At 74.9% G+C, this 25,934-nt stretch carries 18 protein-coding genes; 9 read left to right on the plus strand and 9 right to left on the minus strand.

Features of this window, described 5'->3' with window-relative positions:
• Positions 1-19 precede the first annotated feature (19 nt).
• Complete coding sequence (locus tag IFT77_RS14145) at positions 20-394, minus strand: hypothetical protein (RefSeq protein ID WP_192170331.1); 375 nt, start codon at positions 392-394, stop codon at positions 20-22.
• 51 nt (positions 395-445) lie between these two features.
• Here IFT77_RS14145 and IFT77_RS14150 point away from each other — a divergent pair, with 51 nt between their 5' ends.
• Positions 446-1,069: a DUF6518 family protein gene (locus IFT77_RS14150; protein WP_192170332.1), complete on the plus strand. Its 624-nt coding sequence runs from the start codon at positions 446-448 to the stop codon at positions 1,067-1,069.
• A gap of 51 nt (positions 1,070-1,120) precedes the next feature.
• On the opposite strand, the gene IFT77_RS14155 is transcribed toward IFT77_RS14150, so the two are convergent.
• Positions 1,121-1,465: a hypothetical protein gene (locus IFT77_RS14155; protein ID WP_192042504.1), complete on the minus strand. Its 345-nt coding sequence runs from the start codon at positions 1,463-1,465 to the stop codon at positions 1,121-1,123.
• Between the two features lie 201 nt (positions 1,466-1,666).
• Between IFT77_RS14155 and IFT77_RS14160 the strand changes: the two genes are divergently transcribed.
• Positions 1,667-2,629 (plus strand): RimK family alpha-L-glutamate ligase, encoded by a 963-nt coding sequence (locus IFT77_RS14160; protein ID WP_192170333.1) that lies wholly within the window; start codon positions 1,667-1,669, stop codon positions 2,627-2,629.
• 161 nt (positions 2,630-2,790) lie between these two features.
• Here the strand turns inward: IFT77_RS14160 and IFT77_RS14165 are convergent, their stop codons facing one another.
• From IFT77_RS14165 to IFT77_RS14185, 5 genes are all read right to left on the minus strand, one after another.
• Complete coding sequence (locus IFT77_RS14165) at positions 2,791-3,084, minus strand: DUF2470 domain-containing protein (RefSeq protein WP_197980863.1); 294 nt, start codon at positions 3,082-3,084, stop codon at positions 2,791-2,793.
• Positions 3,081-3,893, minus strand: a complete 813-nt coding sequence (locus tag IFT77_RS14170) for a heme oxygenase (biliverdin-producing) (RefSeq protein WP_371741072.1) — start codon at positions 3,891-3,893, stop codon at positions 3,081-3,083. Before IFT77_RS14170 ends, IFT77_RS14165 begins: the two co-directional genes overlap by 4 nt.
• Complete coding sequence (locus IFT77_RS14175; RefSeq protein ID WP_192170334.1) at positions 3,890-4,906, minus strand: HtaA domain-containing protein; 1,017 nt, start codon at positions 4,904-4,906, stop codon at positions 3,890-3,892. The genes IFT77_RS14170 and IFT77_RS14175 overlap by 4 nt, the downstream gene beginning before the upstream one ends.
• Complete coding sequence (locus tag IFT77_RS17350) at positions 4,899-8,111, minus strand: HtaA domain-containing protein (protein ID WP_192170335.1); 3,213 nt, start codon at positions 8,109-8,111, stop codon at positions 4,899-4,901. Before IFT77_RS17350 ends, IFT77_RS14175 begins: the two co-directional genes overlap by 8 nt.
• A gap of 160 nt (positions 8,112-8,271) precedes the next feature.
• On the minus strand, positions 8,272-9,477 hold the full coding sequence (locus IFT77_RS14185; RefSeq protein WP_192170336.1) for a hemin ABC transporter substrate-binding protein: 1,206 nt from the start codon (positions 9,475-9,477) through the stop codon (positions 8,272-8,274).
• A 23-nt stretch (positions 9,478-9,500) separates the two neighbouring features.
• Here IFT77_RS14185 and IFT77_RS14190 point away from each other — a divergent pair, with 23 nt between their 5' ends.
• The 3 genes from IFT77_RS14190 to IFT77_RS14200 all read left to right on the plus strand — a co-directional run bounded on the left by IFT77_RS14190 (position 9,501) and on the right by IFT77_RS14200 (position 13,291).
• Positions 9,501-10,616, plus strand: a complete 1,116-nt coding sequence (locus IFT77_RS14190) for a FecCD family ABC transporter permease (protein ID WP_371741073.1) — start codon at positions 9,501-9,503, stop codon at positions 10,614-10,616.
• Positions 10,613-11,494, plus strand: a complete 882-nt coding sequence (locus IFT77_RS14195; protein ID WP_197980864.1) for a heme ABC transporter ATP-binding protein — start codon at positions 10,613-10,615, stop codon at positions 11,492-11,494. The genes IFT77_RS14190 and IFT77_RS14195 overlap by 4 nt, the downstream gene beginning before the upstream one ends.
• Before the next feature lie 87 nt (positions 11,495-11,581).
• Complete coding sequence (locus IFT77_RS14200) at positions 11,582-13,291, plus strand: FAD-dependent oxidoreductase (RefSeq protein WP_371741074.1); 1,710 nt, start codon at positions 11,582-11,584, stop codon at positions 13,289-13,291.
• 31 nt (positions 13,292-13,322) lie between these two features.
• Here IFT77_RS14200 and IFT77_RS14205 read toward each other — a convergent pair whose 3' ends face one another.
• Positions 13,323-13,544, minus strand: a complete 222-nt coding sequence (locus IFT77_RS14205; protein ID WP_192042509.1) for a hypothetical protein — start codon at positions 13,542-13,544, stop codon at positions 13,323-13,325.
• A 181-nt stretch (positions 13,545-13,725) separates the two neighbouring features.
• Positions 13,726-14,874, minus strand: coding sequence for an NAD(P)-binding domain-containing protein (locus IFT77_RS14210; protein ID WP_371741075.1), 1,149 nt, complete (start codon positions 14,872-14,874; stop codon positions 13,726-13,728).
• Positions 14,875-15,143: 269 nt separating this feature from the next.
• Between IFT77_RS14210 and IFT77_RS14215 the strand changes: the two genes are divergently transcribed.
• The 4 genes from IFT77_RS14215 (at position 15,144) to IFT77_RS14230 (ending at position 25,880) form a co-directional block, all read left to right on the plus strand.
• Positions 15,144-22,028, plus strand: a complete 6,885-nt coding sequence (locus IFT77_RS14215; protein WP_192170337.1) for an IPT/TIG domain-containing protein — start codon at positions 15,144-15,146, stop codon at positions 22,026-22,028.
• A 115-nt stretch (positions 22,029-22,143) separates the two neighbouring features.
• On the plus strand, positions 22,144-22,797 hold the full coding sequence (locus IFT77_RS14220; RefSeq protein ID WP_192170338.1) for a hypothetical protein: 654 nt from the start codon (positions 22,144-22,146) through the stop codon (positions 22,795-22,797).
• 183 nt (positions 22,798-22,980) lie between these two features.
• Positions 22,981-24,612, plus strand: a complete 1,632-nt coding sequence (locus tag IFT77_RS14225; protein WP_192170339.1) for an APC family permease — start codon at positions 22,981-22,983, stop codon at positions 24,610-24,612.
• Positions 24,609-25,880 (plus strand): saccharopine dehydrogenase family protein, encoded by a 1,272-nt coding sequence (locus IFT77_RS14230; RefSeq protein ID WP_192170340.1) that lies wholly within the window; start codon positions 24,609-24,611, stop codon positions 25,878-25,880. Before IFT77_RS14225 ends, IFT77_RS14230 begins: the two co-directional genes overlap by 4 nt.
• Positions 25,881-25,934 lie beyond the last annotated feature (54 nt).

Here is a 25,934-nt window from a genome sequence, read left to right on the forward strand (position 1 = left end):
CCAAGGCGCTCCGCCTGAGCTAGTCCTTGACGGCCGGAGGCGCGGGGCGAGGGTGCCGGATCGTCGCGACGGTGCCCGTCACGCAGACGGCCGTGGCGACGAGCAGCGCGACGAGGATCAGCACGTCCACGAGGGCTGCGCCGCCCTCGTCGGTCGCCATCCTCACGATGACGCTCACCACGCAGGACAGCCACACGACCGCGGCGATGCCCCAGCCCACGGAGGAGCCGCGGAACGTCGGCTTCTGCAGCCGGAGTCGCCCCTGGTCGCGGTTCGTCTCGTCGTCCATCGTCGTGGTCCCCTCGTCGTCGTCGACCTCTCCACCGTACGTCGGGCCCCCTCGCCGGCTCAAGGGCCGGGCCGCGAGCGGGTCCTCCTCCAGGATGGCGAGCATCGTCCGCGCGAGAGGGTCGGCGCGCGGCCGCCGACCTGTGATGCTCGCTGGATGACCCGTTCACTGGTGACGACCCTCGCGTGGTGGCTGCTCGGCGCGGCCGTGGGGCTCGTGCTCGGCGGTGCGACCTCACCCGGCCAGCAGTACCTGCCCGGCGGGCTGAGCTCGTTCGCGAACTCGAGCGGCGGCTGGACGATCCTCACCTTCGCGACGGTCGTTGTGGTCACCCGCAGGCCGAGCGCCCGGAGGTGGGGGACGGCAGCCGGGCTCGGTCTCGTCGTCTTCCACGCCGCGGTCCAGGGCTACGTGGTCGTGTCCACCCTGCGGGGCTTCCCCGACTCGTACGGTCCGGGCGACTTCTGGTTCACGGCGGCGACCCTGGCCGGGCCGGTCATCGGGCTCGCCGGGCTGTGGTGGTGGTCGCGGAGCCCCGTGCTCCGTGCGGCGGGGATCGCGGTCCTCGCCGCCGTGATGATCGGCGACGGCGTCTCCGGCATGGTCCGTGTCGCCGACACGACCGGGACGACCTGGTGGCTGATCAGCATCGCCGTGGGCGTCACGGCTCTCGGCTGGGTCGTGGTCCGGCGACTCGACGGGTGGCGGGAGCGTGCGCTCGCCGTCGGGCTCACGGCCGTCGGGGCCGCGGCTTTCGTCGCCCTGTTCAGCGTGCTCTGACGGTGCCCGCCTCGAGGCGACCGTCGGCCGGGACGGCACGCCTGACACGAGCTAGACGGCGGGGCAGGTGAAGGTGCCGGACGCGCCCTCGTGGACGCCCGGGCCGAGGTCGGCGCAGACACCAGCCTGGCCGGCGAACACGGCCTGGAAGTAGACGACCCCGGCGATGAACGCGGCGGTCGTCGCGAGGCCGACGATGATCCCGACGAGGGCGACGGTGTCCTTCTCGCCTGCCCGGCGAGCGCGGAGCAGGGCGACCACGCTGACGACGACGCCGACGGGACCGGCGACGCAGGCGAGGATCAGACCGAGGACGGCCAGGCTGCGGGGGTTCGGCGGGGGCGGCGGCGTCGCGACGACCCTGGCCTCACGGGCGCGGCCCCGGTTCCTAGCCACGGGCGGGCATGTCCGAGTTGCGGCGCGACGACGACGAGCGTGCACACGAGGCGACGGACGTCGTGGTCATCGTGCCTCCTTCCCGGACGACGGTCGAGGACAGGCTATTCGCCGTCCTCGACCGCAGCCTGCACGACCTCGCGTCACGTCACGCTTCGTCACCGTCGTGCGGGTGTCGGCGGCGGCGGGCAGGGTGGGGGGATGAGTTCCCCCGACCCGGACACCGCCGAGCTGGCACCCGTCGTCCACGTGCTGCACGACAACGAGGAGTGGCTGCCGCCGCTGCTCGCCGCGCTCGACGCCGCGGGGGTGCCGCACGCTGAGCACCTGCTCGACGGGACCTCCTTCGACCTGTCGGCCGCGCCTCCTGCGGGGGTGTTCTGGTCGCGTCTGAGCGCGTCGGCCGCGACCCGCGGCAGGGCGACGGCGAAGGAGGTGGCGCGCGCGACCCTGCGCTGGGCCGAGCGGCACGGTCGCCGGGTCGTCAACGGCAGCGGCGTGGTCGAGCTCGAGGTGAGCAAGGTCGCGCAGTACCTGGCTCTGTCGGCGCACGGCTTCGACGTGCCGCGGACGGTCGCGGTGTTCGGCACCGCCGACCTCAAGGAGCGAGCGCGCGAGCTGCCGACGCCGTTCATCACGAAGCACAACCAAGGCGGCAAGGGCATCGGGGTCCGCCGGTTCGACGACCACGAGTCGTTCGACGCGTACGTCGACGGCCCCGACTTCGAGCAGCCCGCCGACGGCGTCACGCTGCTGCAGGAGTACCTGCAGGCCGAGGAGCCGTTCGTCACCCGCGCCGAGTTCGTGGGCGGCCGCTTCGTCTACGCGGTCAGGGTCGACACGTCCGCCGGCAGCTTCGAGCTGTGCCCGGCGGACGCCTGCGTCGTCCCGGCGGGTGAGGACCCGGCGACCTGGGCGCCGTTCGCGGTGCGTCCGTCGGTGACGGCCGAGCACCCGCTCGTGGTCCGGCTCGAGGAGTTCCTCGCCGCGCAGGGCATCGAGGTGGCCGGCGTCGAGTTCATCGAGACGGTCGACGGCCGCGTCGTGCCCTACGACGTCAACACGAACACGAACTACAACCCGGACGTCGAGCGGGAGTCGTCGGTGTCGGCGACGGCGGCGCTCGCCGATTTCCTCGGGGGCGCGCTGGCAGACGCCGCGTAGGCGCGCCGACGGCCGCCGCCGGGTGCCGACGCGTCCGGCGCCCGGTGCCGCCCGGGTCCCGACGCCAAAGCGACGAAGGGACGCGGGGCCCGCGTTGTTTCGTCGTTTTCGCGTCGGCACACCCGGCCGCGACCGCCACCGGCCCGGCGCGGCCGCGGGCGTCAGCGGCCGTCGAACAGCTCGACCACCTGCCGTCGCACGGACGCGCGGTCCGTGATCGGCGCGGGCCACGGCACGGTGAGCACTCCCTCGACGCCGTCGGCGTCGGTGACCGACCAGGTCGTCTCGAGCGCGTCGAACCCGAGCATCAGCGCGGCCGTCGCCCCCGCGGCCCCGTGTCGACCCACGATGACGACCCCGTCGGAGGCGTGGTCGTCGCGCATGTGCGCCAGCACCGCCTCGACCACGTCGTCGCCGAAGGGCAGCCGACGGGCGTCGGCGTCGGCGCGGCTCACGAGGAGGCTCCCGTCGCGACGGCAGTGGACGGGCCCGCAGTGGCCGGGCCCGGCGCAGCCCCGAGGCCGCGCTCGGCGTCGAGCTCCGCGAGGAGGCGGGCGTTCAGGTCGTAGGCGTGCAGGACCTCCGTGACCATCGCCTCCTCGTCTTCCTCGCCCCAGGGGAGGGAGTCGAGCCGGGCGCGGTACTCGTCCTTGAAGGCGGTCGGGTCGGGGACGCCGTCGAAGGTGAAGAACGTCGTCGCCTCGTCGAGCAGCCCGTAGCGCTGCCGCAGGGCACGGCCGATGTGCTGCCCGCCCGACAGGTCGCCGAGGTAGCGCGTGTAGTGGTGCGCGACGAACGCGGTCGGCGACGACGAGGCAGGGCCCCGGAGGCGGTCGACGTACTCGACCGTCGCGGGCACGGCGTCGAGACGGTCGCGCCAGCCGGGGCCGGCCAGGTGTGCCAGGTCGGCCTCGAGCGACGGCAGCCGTGTCAGTCGGTAGGTCACGAACGCGCCCGCGACCGGGTGCGTTGCCGCGCCGACGGCCGCCTGCTCGAGCGCTCGGTACACGTGCCAGTACTGGGCGAGGAGGCGGACGAGGTCGTCCCTGGTGCAGGTGCCGCGCATCAGGTCGGACATGAACCCCGCCCGGCTGCTGGTGCCGTGGCCGCTGCGCGTGCGGGTGCGCAGCCGCTCCGAGAACGGGACGGGGGCCGGCGGCACGGCCGGATCGAGCTCGTCGACGGTCGTGTCGCCGAGGGAGGCGCGGGGCGCGCCCAGGGGCTCGGCGGCGATCGTGGGGGGAGGTGCGGCGGTGGTGGTCACGATGTCTCCTTCTCGTCGTCGTGCGCGGTGTGGGACGTTCCCGTCGTCGAGCTGTCGGTCGAGCCGCCGGTCGTCGAGGCGCCGGCGGCCCGCCGACGACGGCGCACGAGGAGCCACGCGAGCGCCCCGAGCAGCGCCGCCGCGGCGACCGCCGACCAGGCCAGGGCGGCCGGCGTCGGGCCGGTGTCCGTCGCGGTGCCGGTGCTCGCGTCCGGCGAGCCCGCCGCCGCAGGGGCGGACGTGGCCGTCGGCGACGCGTCGGCCTCGTCCTCGGAGGCGACCGCCGCCTCCTCGGCGTCGACCGGTGCGGTGCAGGCGACCGGCACGTCCGCGGTCAGCGGGTCGAGTGCAGTGCCCGGCTCGTAGCTGCCGAACGCGGCGGCTCCCTCGGCGGTCAGCGTCGTCGGCGCCCCCGCGAACGAGAGCGCTCCCGTGGACGGATCGACGGGCGAGGCGCTGAGGTCGACGTCGGCGAAAGGGACGTCGGGCGAGCTGACGGCCACCCCCTCCTGCGTCGTGCCGGCCACGTCGAGCAGCAGCTGGGCCGAGGTGGCCGACGTGAAGCGCAGCACCGGGTCGGCGATGGTCGTGTCGAGCACGCCCTGGTGGCCGGTGAAGCGGACGCTGCCGCCGAACGCGACGTCGCCGGCCGCACCGGCCGTCGGGTCGCCGAGCTGGCCTGCTCCGGAGGACCAGCCGAACGACGGCGTCGCGTAGGTCGCGCCTCCCTCGGGCGTCCAGGCGCCCTTGGCGATCGATCCGCTGATGTACGACCGGAACGACTCCTTCACGCCCCAGCTCAGGGTCGCCCCCGAGACGGTGCACGAGGAGGCGCCCGTCGCGGCGGCAGCACCGGCGACGGCCCCCGAGGGGGCCGGCAGCACCGCCGCGGCGGCCGCCAGGGCGAGAGCCCCGACGACCACCGCGGCGGTGCGGCGCCGAGCGGCGCCTGCGGCACGCGCGCCGCCGGCAGTGCGCGCGCCGTCCGCACGGCGCACCCGAGCCTCAGGCACGGGAGGCCTCGAGCACAGCTGCACCCTCGAGCGCACCGGCGCGACGACGGCGCACGGCCACCATCCCGAGCCCGGTGAGCAGCAGCAGCGACCCGAGCAGCAGGCCGCCGAGGCCCTGGTCGCCGCCCGTGAACGCGAGGGCGGACCCCGCCGGTGCGGTGCTGCCGTCGCAGGCGACGGTGGCGCCGAGCGGCATCGAGAACGACACGGGGTCGAGCGCCTCGCCCGCCTCGTAGAAGTCGCCGAACGCGACGGCGCCGGCCGCGGTGAGCGTGGCGGGCACGCCCGACCAGCCGAGGGCGCTGTCCGTGGCCGTCCGCGAGCCCTGGCCGAGGGCGAGGGTCGCCAGGGCGAGGCCCTTCGTCGTGACGGCGGCCCCGCCGGCGAGCGGCTTGCTCGTCATGTCGACGACGAGGGTCGCCTGGCTGCCCGAGACGAGCTGCACGCGCGGTGCCGAGATCGTCATGTCGAGCGAGCCTCCGTGGCCGGTGAAGTGGACTCCGCCGCGCCAGCTCGCCGAGCCGCGGCCGGCCTCGGTGTTCACCGAGCCCGAGCCGCCCGACCAGGCATAAGCCCCGCCGGAGGTGGTGGTCACGCCGTCGAGGGACACTGCGCCCTTCGCGATCGGTCCCGTGATGTACGAGCGGTAGCTCTCCTTGACGCCCCAGCTGAGGGTCGCGCCGCTGACCGCGCGGGCGACGCAGCGGTCCTGCTCGGCGGCCGCGCCGGTCGGCGTGCCGGTGCCGGTCGGGACGACGCCGTTCCCGGGGCCGGTGCCCGCGCCTCCTCCGGGCAGCGGGGCGACGATCGGGGTGTCGCCGCCGGGCTCGGCGACCGCGGTGCGGAAGCCGAACGAGACGGGGTCGGCGGCCTGCCCGCGGTACTGCGCCCAGCCAGCGGGCGACAGGGTGTCGCTGAAGGTGCCCGCGACCGAGTCCCAGCGGGCGGTCGGCGCCGCGGCGGCGTCGAGGGCGGCGAGCAGGCTCACGGCGGGAGCGCCGGTCGCGGTGCTCTGGTTCGTCGCGCTCGGGACCGCCGTGCTCTGCGCCAGGCGGACGAGCTCGATCCGCCCGGTCGAGTCGAGGCCGGCCGTGTCGTTGGTCGAGGTGCGGGCGGTGAGCACCGAGCCGCCGTCGGCGGTCGTCGTCACCCACGGGTCGGCGAAGCCGATGCTGAAGCCGTGCGAGGCGCTCGTGAAGAGCACGGCGCCCGTGTAGCGGATGGTGCCGAGCCCCGTGGCGGGGTCGAAGTCGCCGCCGTCGACCTGGTCGAAGACGAAGCGCCCGTCGGGGGCGACGGTGGCGCCTCCGGAGACCGCCGTCGTGCCGGCCGCGACGGTCGCGAGGTAGCCGCGCCAGGAGTCCTTGAAGCCCCAGGCGAGGTTGCCCTGCCCGGCCTCGGGCTCGGTGCCGGGGACCTCGGGGTCGGGCGTCTCGGGCTCGGGCGTCGTCACGGGTGCGGCGCCCCAGGCGAGCGAGACGGGCGACGGCGGCTTGGTCGCGTTCGCGGCCGTGGTGCCCGACGTGTAGTAGAAGGCGCGCACGGCGCTCGGGACCTGCAGCACGAAGGCGTTCGACCAGGCGTCGTCGAAGTCGCGGCTCCAGGTGCCCTGCGCGGTCGTGCCCTCGTAGGCCAGGGGAGCGGTGAGCTCTCCGTCGGCGGCGAGGTCGGGGAACGCGGCCCCGGTCACGGCGGCGACGACGGTCTCGACCGGTGCGGAGGCGTTCTCCGCGCCGACGCCGGTGCGGACGCCGGCGCTCCAGGTGCCGGTGCCGTCGGAGGCGATCGACAGCGACGGGTCGACGAGCTCGACCCACTGGCCGGCGGGCGGGAAGAAGCTCGCGTACGCCGCGACCCTCATCGTGCCGGTGAAGTCGACGACGACGCAGTCCGCGTCGCCGATGGCGGTGCCGCCGGTGAGCGCGAAGGTCTGGCCGTCCTCGGCGAGCGAGATGCCGCCTCCTGCGGTCTTGGTCCAGCCGGAGCTGTAGGTCGACCAGCCCCAGCGGGCCGTGACGTCGTCGGAGGTGGCGACGGCCGCGCTGCCCGGCGTGCAGGCCGCGGGCTGCGTCGCGTCGACGACGGACCAGTTGGCTGCTGAGGTCGCGCCCTGGCCGGTGCCCATCAGCGGAGCCGAGGAGGCGCGGAACGCGGTGCTGCCGGAGGTGCCGCCCGCGTAGGCGGCCGAGATCGCGTGGCCGCCGGGCGCGAGGGGCGTCGTCAGCGTGGCGACGCCGTCGACGAGGGGAGCGGTGCCGAGGTCGACCGGCGTCGTGGAGCCGGCCGGGGTCGCGCTGAAGGCGACGGCGCCGGTGGGCGTCGACGTGCCGTCGGAGGCGACCGTCGCGGTGAAGGTCGAGGGGGCAGGCGCGACGACCGGGGCCGGGGTCGTCGCCGCGACCTTCGTGGTCGTTTCGAGCGTCGTGACGGGGTCGGGGTCCGCGGTCGGGTCGGGCGTCGGCTCGGGGTCGGGGGTCGGCTCGGGCTCGGGCTCGGGCTCGGGCTCGGGCTCGGCCGCGAGCGTGCGGTCGACCGTGATCGTGACGGGGTCGAGCGACGAGCCGGTCGCGCGCACCTGAGGCGTCTGCGAGGCGTCGGAGCCCTCGAGCAGCGCGAGCACCTGGGCGCCCTGCGCGGTGATCGCGGCGGGGGCGGCGGTCCAGGTGATGGCGGTCGGCGTGCTGACGGCCTGCACGGCCGAGAGGTCGACCGTCGCGAACGTGCGCGTGGCCTTCGCCGCCGTCGGCAGGGCCGGGTTCAGGTCGTGCGACGAACCGGCGGTGGTGCCGGAGATCGTGGCGACGCCCCCGGAGATCGAGACCGTGGGGGAGCCGAGGTGCACGTAGTTGCCCTGGGCCGTGCCGACCTGGGCGTCGCTGCCGAGCACGTAGCCGATGCGCGCGGTGCCCGAGAAGGCGAGCTCGCCCTGCTGGGAGGCGTCGTCCCACGTGCCGCCCGAGAGCGGGAAGGTCGCGAGGTCGTCGACGAACGAGGCGGGGGCCGTGGCCGTGCGGTAGTTCGCGAAGGTCGCCCGGTAGTCGGCGTCGATCCCCCATCTGAGGGAGCCGGCGGTCGCGTCGACCGGTGCTGCGGCCGCGGGTTCGACCGGGGCCGCGAGGCCGACGAGGCCGGCGCCGGCCACGAGCGACGCGGCGACGAGCAGGGACAGGTGGCGGCGCGCCGAGGCGCGCGGGAGTGGTGTCACAGAGGGGCTCCAGAGATGTCGGAGGGGCAGGTCGGACTCGACCGCCGGGGACTCCTGCACCGTATTTAGGTAAGCCTCATTAAGGCAAGCCTTACCTAACTATTGCCCTCCGTCGTTACCGGACCGTGACGTTCGGTCTCGGGCCGCTGCCGGGTGCGGCTCACTGGCCGGGCGCGTAGACCGCGCGGGCCAGTGCCTCGAGCACCTCCGGCGTGCGGGGGCCGAAGCTGAGCACCTGCCCGTCGGCCATGTCGACGAACCGCCGGTGCTCGCCGGCCGCCGTCAGCGCGACCGCGGGCTTCGCCGCGAGCAGTCCGTCGACGCCCCCGGCGCTCTCGAGGCCGCCCGTCATCACGAGGAACACGTCGGGGTCGGCCGCGACGAGCGCCTCGTCGGTCATCGGCCTCGCGCCGACCCATCCGATCTCGGCCGCCACGTCGACCCCGCCGAGCCCGTCGACGAGCGCGTCGGCGCCCGTCCCCTCGCCGAGCAGGTAGTAGATGCCCGCACTGCCGCGCAGGTAGAGGAACGCGATGCGCAGCCGGTCCGCCTCGGCGGCCGGGGCGAGCCCGGCGATCTGGGCCTGCACCTCCTTCGTGCGCTCGCCCACCGCGTCGGCCAGCGCCTCGCCGGCCGCGGGCACCCCGAGGGTGGCCCCGACCGAGCGCGCCAGGTCGCCCGCCCCGGCCGGCGACGGCTCGTTCTCGACGTAGACGACGGTCACCCCCGACTGGCGGAGCTGCTGCACGACGTCCGTCGGTCCGATGCTGCCGTCGGTGATCACCAGGGTCGGCTCGAGCGCCAGCACGGCCTCGGCGTTGATCGAGTGGCCCTCCTTCGTGACGACGGGCAGGTCGGCGGCGCTGTCGAAGGTCGTCGAGACGTCGCGTCCGACGAGCAGGTCGCCGAGCCCCAGCCCCGTGACCGTGGCTGCGAGCGCGCCCGAGATGTCGAGGGCGAGCAGCCGCGACGTCTCGGTGACGACCTGGGTCGTGTCACCGGTGAGGTCGTGGGAGGTCACCTGGGCAGGGAGGCTCGCGGTGCCGGGGTCGACGAGCGGCACGACCTCGTCGGAGGCGAGCACCGCGGTCGACGGGCCCTCGACCGCGCGCAGGTCGGCGGGCACGTCGAGCTCGTCGAGCGGGGTCGCTGCTGCTGCGCCTGTGCCGGTGCCGACGCCGGTGGTCCCGTCACCGCTCGCTGCGTCGCCCGATGTGCAGCCGGTCGCGACGAGGGCGATGCCGAGGGCGAGCGCGGTCGCGACGCCCGCCCGCCGCCGTCCGGCCTGCCTCGAGTCGCGGCGCGACGGGGGAGCCGAGGTGGGGGCCGGCGACAGCGGCGAGCACGGGAGATCGAGGGGCAACATGTAGGTAAGGCTATCCTTACCGAGTGCCCCTCCGCATCGACCGCTACGCAGACCCGCGCGCAGACCCCCGCGCGGCCCACCGCACCGGCCACCGCACCCGGCACCGCCGCCTGGTCGCCCTCACCCTCGTCGTGCTGCTCGCGCTCGTGCTCGTCGTGGCCGTGCTCTCGGCGGGCATCGGCCAGTACCCGGTCGCGCCGCGCGACGTCGTCGGCGCGGTGCTGAGGGCCTGGGGCGCAGGAGGCGCCCCCAGCGACCCCGACGCCCGCTTCGTCGACCAGGTGGTCACCGGCATCCGGCTGCCGCGGGTGGCCCTCGCCCTCGTGGTGGGCGCCGCGCTCGCCGCCGCCGGCACGCTGATGCAGGCCGTCTTCGCCAACCCGCTGGCCGAGCCCGCGGTGATCGGGGTCAGCTCCGGGGCCGCGCTGGGCGCCTCCTCGACGGTCGTGCTCGGCTGGGTGTCGGCCGGGCTCTGGGTGACGCCGACGGCGGCCTTCGCCTGCGGCCTGGTCACGACCCTTCTCGTCTACGGCCTCTCGCGCTCGGGAGGGAAGACCGAGGTCGTCACGCTCGTGCTCACCGGCATCGCCGTCAACGCGGTCGCGGGGGCGGGCATCGCGCTGCTGACGTTCCTCGCCGACACGCAGGCGCGGGAGCAGATCGTCTTCTGGCAGATGGGCAGCATCAACGGGGCGCTCTGGACCGACGTCGCGGTCGCGCTCCCGATCGTCGTGGTGGGTGTCGGCGGTGCTGCCCTGCTCGTCCGCAAGCTCGACCTGCTGGCCCTCGGGGAGCGGAGCGCCTCGCACCTGGGCGTCGACGTCGAGCGCCTGCGGATCGTCGCCATCGTGCTCGTCGCCCTGCTCGTCGGGGCCGGAGTCGCGTTCACGGGCATCATCGCGTTCGTCGGGCTCGTGGTGCCGCACCTGCTGCGGATGGTCGTCGGCCCGTCGCACGGCGGGCTGCTCGCCACGAGCACGGTCGCCGGGGCGCTGCTCGTGCTCGTCGCCGACACCGCCGCACGCGTCGTCGTGCCGAACGCCGACCTGCCGCTCGGGCTGCTCACCTCGCTGGTGGGCGGGCCGTTCTTCTTCTGGCTGCTGCGACGCACCCGGCGCCGGGCCGGGGGCTGGGCATGAGGGCCGGGAGGTCGGCGGCTGCGGAGGGCGAGCGCGAGATCCCCGCCGCCGCGCTGCGCGTCCGCGGCCTCGGGGTCGAGCTCGAGGGCACGACGATCCTCGACGGCGTCGACCTCGACGTCCGCCCCGGCGAGGTCGTGGCCCTGCTCGGCCCGAACGGCGCGGGCAAGTCGACCCTGCTCGGCTGCGTGGCCGGCGACGTCGCGGCCGCTCGCGGCACCGTGGAGCTGGACGAGCGCCTCCTGGGCTCCTTCAGCTCGGGAGAGCGGGCGCGTCGTCGCGGGGTCATGACGCAGGAGGCGCACGTCGCGTTCCCCTTCACGGTCGCGGAGGTCGTCGCGCTCGGCCGTGCCCCGTGGTCGCGCAGCCCGGAGGCGGACCGCGACGACGCCGTCGTCGACGAGGCGCTCGCCGCGACGGACACGACCGAGCTGCGCGACCGCCGGTTCCCGTCGCTGTCGGGGGGCGAGCGCGCCCGGGCCTCGTTCGCCCGGCTGCTGGCACAGCGGACGCCGGTGCTGCTGCTCGACGAGCCCACCGCCGCCCTCGACCTCGGCCACCAGGAGCAGCTGCTCGGCACCCTCCGCGACCTCGCCTCGGCGGGCGCCTCCGTCGTCGTGGTGCTGCACGACCTCAGCCTCGCGGCGGCCTGGGCCGACCGTCTCGTGCTGCTCGAGCGGGGCCGCGTCGTCGCGGCGGGCACCCCGGCCGAGGTGCTCACGGCCGAGCGCGTGTCGCAGGTGTACGGGCACCCGGTCACGATCGTGCCCGACCCGTCGACCGGGGCGCCGCTCGTCGTGCCGGTGCGGGTGCGCGGGGGGTCGCCTCGCGAGCTGCACCCCCGGATCGGCCTCACACCCTCGGTTCCGGGGACGTAGCGCTGGATCAGGGGTGCAGCCGGGACGGAGCGGGGGCCGCGAGCCTGGAGCGCGTCGCTACGCTGGGGGTCGGCAGGGGAGGTCGCCGTGGGGAGCACGAAGCCGGTCGCCATGGCGGCGGTCCACGCGCTGGTCGTCGGCGCCGCCGTCGCGGTCGCGACTCCGTGGGCGCTCGTCGTGCCGGTGCTCGTCTCCCTCCTGACGGGTCCGCTCGGTGGTGCGGCGGTGGCCGGGGTGCCCGCGTTCGGCATCCTGTGGCTCCTCGACGCGGCGTTCCGGAACGGCCTGCCCGGGTCGGGCCTGAGGGCGGCGCTGCCCGCCGGCGTGCTGGCCTTCGGGGCGTTCGCCGTGTGCTCGGCGCAGCTGCAGCTCCTCGAGGACCCCGACGCGGCACTGCCGTCGGACCTCGCCGTCGCGCTCTGGACGGGCGGGCTCAGCGCGGCGGCCGTGCTCGTGACGCACGTCCTGTTCGACCGCGACCCGACAGCCGCGCGCGCCGAGCCCGGCGCCGCCGATCCCGACCCCGGCCCCGGCGCCGGCGCCGCCGATCCGACCACGAGGAGCCCCGTGACCACGAGAGACGGCGCCGAGCCCGCCGCCCCCGCCGAGCAGGTCGAGCCGACCGAGCAGGTCGAGCCGACGGCTCCTGCCCGCGAGCGCTTCGACCACGTCGTCGTCGGCGCCGGCGTGATCGGGGCGGCGACTGCTCGTTCGCTCGCCAGGAGCGGCGCGCGCGTCCTGCTCGTCGAGCAGTTCGGCCGCGGCCACGACCGCGGCTCGTCGCACGGCGCGAGCCGGATCTTCCGTCGCGGCTACACCGCCGACGACCGGGTCGCGCTGACGGGCGACGCGATCACGGCCTGGCAACAGCTCGAGGCCGAGACGGGCCGCACCCTGCTCGACTTCACGGGCGCGCTCGACCACGGCGACGCGGTCGTGCTCGACGAGATCCAGGCGGCCCTCGAGCGCGGCGGCGTCGCGCACGAGCGGCTCACGCCCGACGAGGCCGCGGCGCGCTGGCCGGGGCTCCGCTTCGACACGAGCGTCTTGTTCCACGCGCAGGCCGGGCGGGTCCGCTCGGCCGACGCCGTCGAGGCGCTGCTCGACAGCGCGGCGGCCGCGGGCGCCGAGCTCCGCTTCGACACCGCCGTGGCCGGGATCGAGACGGCCGAGATCGAGACCGAGGGCGGCGACGTGGTGCTGCGTCTCCGGGGCGCAGGAGGCGCCTCCTCGACGGTCGTGTCGACCAGCGTCGTGCTCGCGGTCGGCTCCTGGGCGCGGTACCTGGCCGGGGACCTCGTGCGGCGCGGGGGAGCGGCGCTGCCCGAGGTCAGGGTCACGCAGGAGGAGCCCGCCCACTTCGCGACGGAGCTGCCCGACGACGCCTGGCCGAGCTTCGTCCACCACCCGACCGACCCGGCGCTGCGGGCCCGGGTCAGCACGATCTACGGGCTGCTCACCCCGGGCGAAGGCGTCAAGGTCGGGACCCACGGCACCGGCCGCGAGGTGCACCCCGACGCCCGTCTGGCCTCGCCCGGCGCGGAGGGGCAGGCCGTGCTGCGCGACTACGTCGCCGAGTGGGTGCCCGGCGTCGACGTCGACACGCTCGCGCCGATCAGCTGCCTCTACGACACGACCCCGAGGGAGGACCCGGTGCTCGACCGCGTCGGCGCCGTCACCGTCGCGACGGGGTTCTCGGGGCACGGCTTCAAGTTCGGCGCCGTCTTCGGCGAGCTGCTGGCCGGGGTCGCGACGGGCACCCCCGCGCCGGAGCGGTTCCGGCTGCGCCGCCGCTGAGCGCCGGCCGCGGCTCGGCGTGGAACCCGCGTCAGTCGTCGGTGCTGCGGCGTCTGCTGCCTTTCATCCCGAGGGCGACGAGCACGACGCCGACGACGAGCATCGGCACGCCCGCCCACGGGCTGTCGAGCGTCAGGAAGAGGGCGACGCCGACCAGGGCGAACACCACGCCGACGCCGACGTTGTCGTTCCGCTTCTTCTTCTCGGTGACGGCGTCCGCGCCTGCCTCGGTCTCGGGTCGCTCCTCGTCCATCGTCCAAGGCTAGGCAGGAGCGCCGGCAGCGACTTCCCCCACTCGACGGACCCGAGGAGGCGGCAGTCCCGCCCGCGCATCCCTCACGACGCGTCCCTCCGCGAGAGCGACGAAGCGACGCGATGTGCCGCGCAGGTTCGGCGCTTCGACGGAGCTTCGCGCGCGTCTCGCGGAGCTTCCGTCAGCAGGCAGGGCCGAGCAGGTCGCGCGCGAGCTCGCGCACCGCGGCGCGGCCGGCGCGGTTCGCGCCCACCGTCGACTGCGACGGCCCGAAGCCGATCAGGTGCACCCGCCGGTCGCGGGCGGCCCGGGTGCCGACGAGCGGGACGCCCCCGAGCGGCCCCCGCAGGTCGAGACCGTCGAGGTGCCCGACGCTCGGCCGGAACCCCGTCGCCCACAGCACGACGTCGACGCTCGTCGACGAGCCGTCGGCCTCGACGACGTGCCGCGGCCCCATCGCCGTGAACATCGGACGCCTCTGGAGCGCGCCGCGCCGCGCTGCCTCGCGGGCGTAGCCCGTCCAGATCAGCCCGGTGTACGACACGATGCTGCCCGGCAGGCGGCCGGCCGCAGCGTCCTCGGCGACGCGTCGCTCGACGTCGACGCCGTCCGACCCCGAGGTGAAGTCGTGGTCGAGGAAGACCGGCTCACGCCGCGTGTACCAGAGCGTCGTCGCGACCCGGCTGATCTCGTCGAGCAGCTGCACCGCCGAGATGCCGCCGCCGACGACGGCGACGCGCCTTCCCGCGAACTCGGCCGCCGAGACGTACTCGCGCGTGTGCAGCTGACGACCTGCGAACGAGGAGGCGCCGGGCACGTCCGGCAGCACCGGCTCGTCCCAGGTGCCCGTCGCGTTCACGAGCGCGCGCGTGGTCCACGTGCCGGCGTCGCTCTCGACCCGCAGCAGGCCCGCGGGGTCGTCGTCGACGGCGTCGACCCTCGTCACCTGCACGGGACGGTGCACCCGCAGCTGCTCCGCCTCCTCGTAGGCGGCGAAGTAGCGCGGCACGGCGACCCGGCTCGGCTCGGACTCGTCGACGGGCGGCAGCGCCATGCCCGGCAGGTCGAAGATGCCGTTGACGGTGGCCATCCGCAGCGACTCCCAGCGGTGCTGCCACGCGCCTCCCGGTGCCTCGCCGGCGTCGACGACGACGAACGTCGGCGCAGCGTCCGCAGAGCCAGAGCCAGAGCCAGAGCCAGAGCCCGAGCCCGCACCGCCCTCGGCCGCGACGAACCCCCGGAGGCGCAGGTGGTGCGCCGCGGAGAGCCCGGCCTGGCCTGCCCCCACGACGGTGACCGTCGCGTGCCGCAGGTCGTGGAGGAGGTGCACGGGACCACGCTACGGCGGTGACCCGGGAGGCCCGTCACGCAGCGCGCACGGCCGGTCACCCGCGCCGCCGGCGCCCCCCTCGCCCACCTCCTCCTGGACCCCCATTCCGGGGGTCGATCGGCCGGATCGGGGGACATGCGGCGAAATAGGTCGAGCGATCCTCGCCGACGTGCCCTATCGTCGGCCAGGTAGCGAGTCTGCTGCCTCGGTCTCACCAACCGACGGCGCAGGCGCCAACCACCGCTGCCATGAGGATCAGGAGCGAGTCCATGAGGACTGAAGCACTCGCGCGCGCCGAAAAAGGGCGACCGACCGCGCACCGTCACCACTCCAGGGCGAAGCAGGGCGTGGCCGTGCTCACGGCCGCCCTGCTCGGCATCGGCGGCAGCGTGCTCGCCGCGGCCCCGGCCACGGCCGCCCCGGCGGCCTCGATCGCCGAGGGCAGGTTCCTCGACGGCACCGCCCTCGGGCTCGACCTCGCGAACGTGCTGCTGCTGCAGCCCGCCGCCGCCACGAACACGGGGCAGCCGGCCCCGGTGACGCAGTCGACGCCCCTCGACGTGACGGTGCTCAACGCCGCCCGCGCCGACCTCGGCAGCGGCATCCAGCTGCTCGGCCCCAACGGACTCCTCACCGTCGGCGCCGTCAACGAGTTCGCGCAGGCGAACGCGAACGGCAGCTCGACCGCCGCCTCCGGCGCCGTGACGAACGCCGGCGGGATCGGCGTCGGCGGGCAGGCCGGGGTGCCGCAGGCGAACGCCAGCTTCAACCTCAGCCGCCTGGCGAACACGCAGGCGCTCGCGAACCTCCGGGTCACGACGGGTGCCCTCTCGGCCACCGCAGCGCAGGCCGCCGGGCCGAACGGGGTCCAGACCGGCGCGTACCAGATCGCCGACCTCGACCTCAGCCTCACCAGCCCGGTCCTCGCGACGACGATCAACGGCCTCCGCTCGACCCTCACGAGCCTGCAGCCGACGGTCGACGCGATCCCCGCCACGCTGACCGGCCTGCTCGGCCCGACCGTCCAGGTCTCCGGCCTCCCGAACCTGACCACCCTCGGCAACTCGCTCACGACCGTGACCAGCGCCGACGGGTCGATCACCGCGAACCTGCAGACGGGCGCCATCACGGTCGACGTCCCCACGGTCCTCGCGTCCCAGGGGCTGGACATCAACACGCTGCCGGCCGGCACCGAGCTGACGCCCTACATCACGACCGCGCTCACGACGCAGCTGCTCCCGGCCGTCACGGTCGCCCTGCAGTCCCTGGTGACGCAGATCACCAGCAGCCTCAACGGCGTCACGGCGACGGTCAACGCGCTCGGCCTCCGGGTCCCCGTCAACGTCGGTGTGCTCGGGCCCGTGCTCGCCGACGCGCTCGCCCTCGCCGTCGCGCCGGTGAACACCGTCATCGCTGGCCTCGGCACGACCGTCATCACCCCGCTCGCGAGCGCCCTCACCGGCGTCGTGTCGCTGCGGGCGAACAACAAGACGACCGCCGGCGGCACCTTCACGCAGAGCGCCCTCCGCGTCGGCCTGCTCGGCGTCCTCCAGGCCGGCACCGCCGTGGAGCTCGCCTCCGCCTCGGTCGGCCCGAACGCCGGCCCGCTCGCCGCGCCGACGCTCACCGGCATCACGCCCGTCGAGGGCCCGGTCGCGGGCGGCACCGCCGTCACGCTCACCGGCTCGGCCTTCACCGCGGACTCGCGCGTGAGCGTCGACGGCGGCGCGCCGATCACGCCCACGGCGGTCTCGGACGACGGCACCTCGCTCACCTTCGCCACGCCCGCCCACGCGGCAGGCCCGGTGCCGGTCACCGTCACAACCGCCGTCGGCACCTCCGGCCCGCAGACCTTCACCTACATCCCGGTCCCCGCGATCACGGGCCTCACCCCCGCCCAGGGCCCCGTCGGAGGCGGCACCACGGTGACCGTCGCCGGTTCCGGGTTCCTCGACGGCTCGACGGTCTCGGTCGACGGCTCCGCCCCGATCACGCCCGACAGCATCGCCGGCGACGGCTCCTCGCTCACGTTCACGACCCCGGCGCACGCCGTCGGGCCGGTCGGCGTGACCGTGACGACGCGCGGCGGCACCAGCGCCCCGCAGACCTTCACCTACCAGCCCGCCCCCGTCGGCGCGCCCGTCCTGACCGGCATCACGCCGGTCGAGGGCCCGGCAGGAGGCGGCACCCCCGTCACGATCACCGGTTCGGCCTTCACCGCCGGCTCGACCGTCTCGGTCGACGGGTCCGACCCGATCACGCCCGACACGATCGCGACCGACGGCACGACGCTGACGTTCACGACGCCCGCCCACGCCGCCGGCCCCGTGCCGGTGACGGTCACGAACGGCACGGGCACCTCGGCGCCCCAGACGTTCACGTACCTCGCGCCTCCGCTCGCCGCTCCCGTCCTGGCCACGATCACGCCCGACGAGGGCCCGGTAGGAGGCGGCACCTCCGTCACGATCACCGGCACCGGCTTCACCGCCGGCTCCACGGTCTCGGTCGACGGCTCCGCCCCGATCACGCCCGACGCGCTCGCCGACGACGGCACGTCGCTGACGTTCACGACGCCCGCGCACGTCGAGGGCACCGTCGCCGTCACGGTGACGAACGCCGGCGGCACGTCCTCGCCGGTGGACTTCACCTACACGCCCGCCCCGGCCACCGCGCCGGTGCTCGCGACGATCGCCCCCGACGAGGGACCGGCCGGAGGCGGCACCGCCGTCACGATCACCGGGACCGGCTTCACCGCCGACTCGACGGTCTCGGTCGACGGCTCCGCCCCGATCACGCCCGACGCCATCGCGACCGACGGCACGTCGCTGACGTACACGGCTCCGGCGCACGTCGCCGGCACCGTGCCCGTCACGGTGACGAACGCCGGCGGCACGTCGGCGCCGCTCGAGTTCACCTACCTGCCGGCCCCGCCGACGGCGCCCGTGCTCGCCACGATCGCCCCCGACGAGGGACCGGCCGGAGGCGGCACCGCCGTCACGGTCACCGGGACCGGCTTCACCGCCGACTCGACGGTCTCGGTCGACGGGTCCGCCCCGATCACGCCCACGGCGATCGCCGCCGACGGCACCTCGCTGACGTACACGGCTCCGGCGCACGTCGCCGGCACCGTGCCCGTCACGGTGACGAACGCGGGCGGCACCTCCGCCCCGCTCGACTTCACGTACCTGCCTGCTCCTCCTACGGCCCCGGTGCTCGAGACGATCGACCCTGCCCAGGGACCGGCCGGAGGCGGCACCGTCGTCACCGTGACCGGCACCGGCTTCACCGCCGGCTCGACCGTCACCATCGGCGACACGACGGGCCTCGTGCCCGACGCGGTCTCGGACGACGGCACGTCGCTGACCTTCACGACGCCGCCGAACGCCGCGGGCGACGTGACCGTCACGGTGACGACCGAGGGGGGCACCTCCGCACCGCTGCCGTTCACGTACACCGCACCTCCTGCGGGTGCTCCGGTGCTCGCGACGATCGACCCTGTCGAGGGACCGGTCGCCGGCCGCACCGTGGTGACGCTCACCGGCTCGGGCTTCCTGCCCGGCTCGACCGTCAGCATCGGCGACACGACGGGCATCGTGCCCGACGCGATCGACGTCGCCGGCACGACCCTGACGTTCACGACCCCGGCGAACGCCGCGGGCCCCGTGACCGTCACGGTGACGAACCTGGCGGGCACGAGCGCACCGCTCGGCTTCACCTACCTGCCTGCCCCGGCCGACGCGCCGGTGCTGATCTCGGCCACCCCGGCCGAGGGCCCGGTCGGAGGCGGCACGATCGTCACCGTCGCCGGCACGGCCTTCACGCCCGGCTCGACGGTCTCGATCGGCGACACGGTCGGCCTCGTGCCCGACTCGATCTCGACGGACGGCACCCAGCTGGTCTTCACGACCCCGGCGAACGCCGCGGGCCCCGTGAGCATCTCGGTCACGAACGCCGCCGGCACGAGTGCCGCGCTGCCGTTCACCTACCTGCCGGCCCCGGCCGACGCCCCCGTGCTCGCGACGATCGACCCCACCTCGGGCCCGGTCGGCGGCGGCACCCCGGTGACGATCACCGGCACCGGCTTCACGGCCGGCTCCACCGTCACGATCGGCGACACGACGGGCCTCGTGCCCGACGACATCGCGGACGACGGCACGTCGCTGACCTTCACGACCCCGGCCAACGCCGTGGGACCCGTGACGGTCACGGTGACGAACGACGCGGGCACCAGCGCCCCGCTCGGCTTCACCTACGTGGCGGCCCCCGCCGGCGCACCCGTGCTCACGACGATCGACCCCACCTCGGGCCCGGTCGGCGGCGGCACCCCGGTGACGATCACCGGCACCGGCTTCGCGGCCGGGTCGACCGTGTCGATCGGCGCATCGGCGGGCATCGTGCCCGACGACGTCGCCGACGACGGCACGTCGCTGACCTTCACGACCCCGGCGAACGTCGCCGGTCCCGTGCCGGTCACGGTGACGAACGACGCCGGCACCAGTGCTCCGCTGACCTTCACCTACGTCGCCGCACCCGTCACCGCACCCGTGCTGACGACGCTGGCGCCCGACTCGGGCCCGGTCGGCGGCGGCACCCCGGTGACGATCACCGGCACCGGCTTCACGCCCGGCGCCACCGTCTCGATCGGCGGCACGGCCGGCATCGTGCCGGACGACGTCTCCGACGACGGCACCGAGCTGACCTTCACGACCCCGGCGAACGTCGCCGGAGGCGTGCCGGTCACGGTGACGACCGACGGCGGCACCTCCGCGCCGCTGACCTTCACCTACCAGGCGGCCCCGGCGGGCGCACCGGTCCTGACGTCGCTGACGCCCGAGACCGGCCCGGCCGGCGGCGGCACCCCGGTCACGATCACCGGCTCGGGCTTCCTGCCCGGATCGACGGTCTCGGTCGGCGGCACCACCGGCATCGTCCCCGACACGATCGGGGTCGGCGGCACGACGCTCACCTTCACGACGCCTCCCGGCGCCGCGGGCGACGCTCCGGTGACGGTGACCAACCTGGCGGGCACGAGCGCGCCGCTCACGTTCACGTACCTGGCGCCTCCTGTCGGCTCGCCCGTGCTGACGGCCATCGCGCCCGACGCCGGACCGGCCGCGGGCGGCACTCCGGTGACGATCACGGGCACCGGCTTCACCCCCGGGTCGACGATCACGATCGGCGACGCGACGGGCATCGTCGGCACCCTCTCGCCCGACGGCACGCAGCTCACGTTCACGACCCCCGGCGGCACCGCCGGTGACGTGCCCGTGACCGTCACGAACGCGACGGGCACCAGCGCGCCCCTGACGTTCACCTACCAGGCGGCGCCCGTCGTCGCACCGACGCTGACGAGCCTGACGCCCGCCGAGGGCCCTGCGGGAGGCGGCACCCCGGTCACGATCGTCGGCACCGGCTTCACGGGCGACTCGACGGTCACGGTCGGCACCACGACGGGCATCGTGCCCCTCTCCGTCTCGACCGACGGCACCTCGCTGGTCTTCACGACGCCGGCCGGCGCCGTGGGCCAGTCCGACGTCTCGGTGACGACCCCGGCAGGCACGAGCGGCACCCTGCCGTTCACCTACCAGGCGGCCCCGGCCGGCGCGCCCGTGCTGGCGACGCTGTCGCCGACGAGCGGCCCGGCAGGAGGCGGCACCACGGTGACGGTCACCGGCACCGGCTTCACCCCCGGGTCGACGGTCTCCGTGGACGGCTCCGCGCCGATCACGCCCGTGATCGACGGTGCCGGCACGTCGCTGACCTTCACGACCCCGGCGCACGCCGCGGGCCCCGTGCAGGTCACGGTGACCAACGACGCGGGCACCTCCGCGCCGCTGCCCTTCACCTACCTGGCACCGGCGTCCACGGCGCCCCTGCTGCTGAGCCTGGCGCCCGCGTCCGGCCCGGTCGGCGGAGGCACCGTCGTGACGGTCACCGGCTCGGGCTTCGTGGTCGGCGTGACGACGGTCTCGGTCGACGGAGGCGCCGCCCTGACGCCCTCGTTCGTCTCGCTGGACGGCACGCAGCTGACCTTCACCACCCCGGCCGACACGGCCGGCCCGGTGCCGGTCACGGTGACCACCGCCGGCGGCACCAGCGCGCCGCTGACCTTCACCTACGTCGCGGCTCCCGCCGGGGCGCCGGTGCTGGCCTCGCTCACGCCGAGCTCCGGCCCGGTCGGCGGCGGCCAGACGGTGACGATCACGGGCACCGGCTTCGCGGCCGGGTCCACGGTCTCGGTCGACAGCGGGGCAGCGATCACGCCCGCCACGATCAGCGCCGACGGCACGTCGCTGACGTTCACCACTCCGGCACACGTCGCCGGGCTGGTGCAGGTGACGGTCACGAACGCCACGGGCACGAGCGCCCCGCTGACGTACTCGTACCAGGCCGCGGCCGCGCTGGCTCCCCAGCTGACGTCGCTGACGCCTCCCACGGGTCCCGTCGGAGGCGGCACCGTCGTCACCGTGACGGGCACCGGGTTCACGCCGGGCTCGACCGTCTCGGTCGGCGGCTCCGCACCCATCACGCCGGACAGCATCTCGGCCGACGGCACGACGCTGACGTTCACGACCCCGGCCGGCACGGCGGGCAGCACGACCGTCACCGTGACGAACGCCGCAGGGACCAGCGCCCCGCTGCCCTTCGTGTACGCCGAGGCGGGCGCGCCGCCCGTCGTCACGTCGCCGGTGCCGGGCCAGGTCGTCACGACGCCGAACCCGGTCGTCACGGGCACGGGGACGCCGGGCTACACGGTCACCGTGACCGTCCCCGGCCGGGTGCTCTGCACGACGGTCGTCGCGGCCGACGGCTCCTGGGCCTGCTCGCCGCTCGGCGGGCTGCCCGAGGGCACGTACACGCTGACGGCCACGCAGACCGGTCCTGACGGAGTCGCCTCGGCGGCCTCGGCTCCCGTCCGGTTCGCGGTCGACCTGCCGGCTACCGGCGGACCCGGTGCCGGGACGCCCGGCGCGGGCACGCCCGGCACCGGCGGCAACGGCGGCTCGGGCTCGGGCGGCTACTACAGCGGCACCGCGGGCAGCGGCCCGCTGGCCTTCACGGGCAGCGACACCGCGCCGGTCCTGCTGGCCGCGCTGCTGCTGATGGTCGCGGGCGGGTTCCTCACCCTGCGGAGGAGGTCGCGCCGCAGCTGAGCCCGCTCAGCGACCACAGGAGGTGCCCGTCCGGCCGTGCCGGACGGGCACCTCCTCGTCTGCGCCCGTGCCGTGGGCCGTGCCTCACGGGACGGTCTGTCGGTAGCGTCGGGGCATGAGCGATCCTGTGACTCCTCCCTCGGCCCACGTCCCCCCTCCGGCCGCAGCCTCGGCGTCCGCGGGCATCGACCGCAGGGCGCTCGTCGTCGCGGGCGCACTCGTCGGGCTGGCCGCCCTGGTCACGGCCGCGCGCTTCCTGATCGGCCTGGCCGCTCTCTCGACGACCTCGCTGTACGCGGTCCTGCCGGTCTTCGCCCTGATCGCGACCCTCGCCACGTCCGCGGGGCTCTGGCTGGTCAGCGGCCGAGGGGGCATCTGCGCGACCTCGTCCGCCGGACGCGTCGCGCTGCGCATCGCTGCCGTCACCCAGGTGCTCGTCGCCGTCCTCGCGTTCATCCCGGCCGTCCTCGCTGCGGGTCCGGGGTCGCTCGTCGTCCTCCTCCTCACGGTCGTGTCCGTCGTCGCGGCCCTCGTGGGCGCCGTGCTGGCAGCGCGCTCCGGCAGCGTCCGGGGCGTCGCGGGCTGGGTTCTCCTGCCGTGGGCGGTGGTGGCCCTCGTCCGCACCGTCGTGTTCTCCACCCCGGTCGGGTTCGCGCTCGGCGCCTCCTCCATCACGGCGTTCGCGTACGGCGGGCAGGTGCTCACGATCATCACCCTGCTCCTCGTGGCGGTCGCGTGGCTGGTCGCCGGGCTGCGCACAGCTCGCTGACCTGCCCGCCGCGCTCACGAAGAACCGGGTTCCGAACCATGAACCGCGACAGAGCGCGGTTCATGGTTCGGAACGCGGTTCACGGGCACGCGCGGCGGGCACGCGCGGCGGGCCGGGCGGCAGCCCGGGCGACAGCGACACAGGCTCGTTGACACGCCCGGGCGGCGGGACTACGTTCTGGCCATGAGCGGTCCCGACGCTTCTCCCGGCCGCGTGCCGACCCCCTCCTCGCGCCCGGCCGCCCCCGGTGCACCGGGGCCCGCCGCCACGGCCCCCGACACCTCTGCCCCTGGCGCCCCGTCCGCAGGCAAGGGCCTCGCGGCCGGCACCCTCGGCCTCTGGGGCTCGACCGTCATCGGCCTCGCGAGCACCGCGCCCGTCTACTCGCTCGTCGCGACGCTCGGCTTCGTGGTCGCCGCGGTCGGGGCGCAGGCGCCGATCGCGTTCATCGTGGCGTTCATCCCGATGCTGTTCATCGCCTTCGCCTACCGCGAGCTGAACCGGGCCGTGCCCGACTGCGGCACGACCTTCACCTGGGTGACGAAGGCCTTCGGCCCCCGCGTCGGCTGGATGGGCGGCTGGGGCGTCGCGATCGCCGGCATCGTCGTGCTGGCCAACTTGTCGCAGATCGCCGGACAGTACACCTGGCTGATGGTCGGCGACGGCTCGCTGGCCGAGAACGTGCCGCTCGTCACGGCGACCGGCGTCGTGTTCATCGCCCTGATGACCTGGATCAGCTACCGCGGCCTCGAGCTCGGCGAGCGCGTGCAGAACGTCCTGCTGGGCGTCCAGTACGTGGCCCTCGCGCTCTTCGTCGTCGTCGCGCTCTACAAGATCGCGACGGGCGACGCCCCGAACGCGACCCCGGTCGAGTGGAGCTGGTTCGACCCGACGGCGTTCACCGACTGGTCGGGGTTCGTCGAGGCCGTGCTGCTCGCCCTCTTCATCTACTGGGGCTGGGACGCCTGCCTCGCCCTCACCGAGGAGACGAAGGACCCGCAGCGCACCCCCGGCCGCGCCGCCGTGCTGTCGACGGCGATCCTGCTCGTCACCTACGTCGGCGTCACCGTCGTCGCGATGTCGTTCGCGGGCCTCGGCAGCACGGGCATCGGCCTCGCGAACGAGGCCAACGCCGACGACGTCTTCTTCGCGCTCAAGGACCCGGTGCTCGGCCCGCTCTCCGTCGTGCTCGTGATCTCGGTGCTCGTCTCGGCCGTGTCGTCGACCCAGACGACCATCTTGCCGACGGCCCGCGGCACGCTCGCCATGGCCGTCTACGGCGCCCTGCCCGCCCGGTTCGGCCGGGTGCACCCGAGGTTCCGCACCCCGTCGTTCTCGACCTTCGTGATGGGCGTCGTCGCGATCGTCTTCTACGTCGTCATGACGCTGGTGAGCGCGAACGTGCTGCAGGACTCGATCCTGTCGCTGGGCCTCGCCATCGCCTTCTACTACGGGCTGACCGGCTACGCGTGCGTCTGGTACTTCCGGCGCGAGCTGACGTCGTCGTGGCAGGCGTTCCTCTTCAAGGGCCTGCTCCCGCTGCTCGGCGCGCTGATGCTCACGTACGCCTTCGTGCAGTCGGTGGTCGACATGCTCGCGCCCGACTACGGCTACACGGTGCTGCTCGGCATCGGCGGCACCTTCGTGATCGGCATCGGCTCGCTGCTGCTCGGCGCCGTGCTGATGGTCGTCTGGTCGGCCTTCGCGGAGTCCCGTCCGTTCTTCCGCGGCGAGAGCCTGAACCGCGACACGGAGGTGCTCGTGCCCGACGAGCCCGAGATCTACACCCGCTCGATCGACGGAGGACTGGCATGACGACGGCACCCACCACACCCGCACCCGGCGACGTCGCCGCGGCACCGGCCCGCATCCTGATCGTCGGCGCGGGAGGCGTGGGCTCGGCCGCGGTCCGCATCGCCGTGCGTCGCGCCTTCTTCGAGCTGCTCGTCGTCGCCGACTACGACCCGGCCCGCCCGCAGGCGCTGGTCGACTCGCTGGCCGACCCGCGCCTCCTCGGCGCCTCGGTCGACGCGTCGAGCGCCGACTCGGTCACGGCCCTGATCCGCGAGCACGGGATCACGCACGTGCTGAACGCCGTCGACCCGCGCTTCGTGATGCCGATCTTCGAGGGCGCCTTCGCGGGCGGAGCGGTCTACCTCGACATGGCGATGAGCCTGTCGCGGCCGCACCCCGACGAGCCGCACGCGCTGACCGGCGTCAAGCTCGGCGACGAGCAGTTCGCGCAGGAGGCGCGGTGGCGGGACGCAGGACGACTCGCCCTGGTCGGCATGGGCGTCGAGCCCGGCATGTCCGACGTGTTCGCGCGCTGGGCGGAGGACGAGCTCTTCAGCGAGATCGACGAGCTCGGCGTGCGCGACGGCGCCGACCTGGTGGTCAGGGGCTACGACTTCGCCCCCTCGTTCTCGATCTGGACCACCATCGAGGAGTGCCTGAACCCCCCGGTGGTCTGGGAGGAGGGGCGCGGCTGGTACACCACCGCCCCGTTCAGCGAGCCCGAGGTCTTCGACTTCCCCGAGGGGATCGGCCCGGTCGAGTGCGTCAACGTCGAGCACGAGGAGGTGCTGCTCATGCCCCGCTGGACGAGCGCGAAGCGCGTCACCTTCAAGTACGGCCTCGGGCAGGAGTTCATCGACGTGCTGAGGACGCTGAACAAGCTCGGGCTCGACAGGACGGCCCCGGTCGACGTCAAGGGGGTGCAGGTCTCGCCGCGTGACGTGGTCGCGGCCGTGCTGCCCGACCCGGCGACGCTCGGCGACGTGATGTCGGGCAAGACGTGCGCGGGCGTCTGGGTGCGGGGCACGGGCAAGGACGGCAGGCCGCGGTCGACGTACCTCTACCACGTGGCCGACAACGAGACCTCGATGCGCGAGTACGGCTCGCAGGCCGTCGTGTGGCAGACGGCGCTCGGGCCGGTGATCGCCCTCGAGCTGCTCGCCACGGGCGTCTGGTCGGGCGTCGGGATCCTCGGGCCGGAGGCGTTCCCGGCCGGGCCGTTCCTCGACCTGCTCGCCTCGCCCGAGGGGCACGACTCGCCCTGGGGGATGGTCGAGAAGCCGATCTGAGCGGCGACGCGGCTCGGCCTCGGCGCAGCCGCGTCGGACCTCAGGCAGCCCTCC

The organism is Frigoribacterium sp. CFBP 13729 (genome assembly GCF_014841875.1).
In the GTDB taxonomy this organism is placed as follows: domain Bacteria; phylum Actinomycetota; class Actinomycetes; order Actinomycetales; family Microbacteriaceae; genus Frigoribacterium.

Excerpts from the sequence above, each read along its gene's own strand:
- IFT77_RS14145 (WP_192170331.1), bottom strand. The coding sequence starts at position 394 with ATGCTCGCCATCCTGGAGGAGGACCCGCTCGCGGCCCGGCCCTTGAGC.
- IFT77_RS14150 (WP_192170332.1), top strand. The coding sequence starts at position 446 with ATGACCCGTTCACTGGTGACGACCCTCGCGTGGTGGCTGCTCGGCGCG.
- IFT77_RS14160 (WP_192170333.1), top strand. The coding sequence starts at position 1,667 with ATGAGTTCCCCCGACCCGGACACCGCCGAGCTGGCACCCGTCGTCCAC.
- IFT77_RS14185 (WP_192170336.1), bottom strand. The coding sequence starts at position 9,477 with ATGTTGCCCCTCGATCTCCCGTGCTCGCCGCTGTCGCCGGCCCCCACC.
- IFT77_RS14195 (WP_197980864.1), top strand. The coding sequence starts at position 10,613 with ATGAGGGCCGGGAGGTCGGCGGCTGCGGAGGGCGAGCGCGAGATCCCC.
- IFT77_RS14205 (WP_192042509.1), bottom strand. The coding sequence starts at position 13,544 with ATGGACGAGGAGCGACCCGAGACCGAGGCAGGCGCGGACGCCGTCACC.
- IFT77_RS14215 (WP_192170337.1), top strand. The coding sequence starts at position 15,144 with ATGAGGACTGAAGCACTCGCGCGCGCCGAAAAAGGGCGACCGACCGCG.
- IFT77_RS14220 (WP_192170338.1), top strand. The coding sequence starts at position 22,144 with ATGAGCGATCCTGTGACTCCTCCCTCGGCCCACGTCCCCCCTCCGGCC.
- IFT77_RS14225 (WP_192170339.1), top strand. The coding sequence starts at position 22,981 with ATGAGCGGTCCCGACGCTTCTCCCGGCCGCGTGCCGACCCCCTCCTCG.
- IFT77_RS14230 (WP_192170340.1), top strand. The coding sequence starts at position 24,609 with ATGACGACGGCACCCACCACACCCGCACCCGGCGACGTCGCCGCGGCA.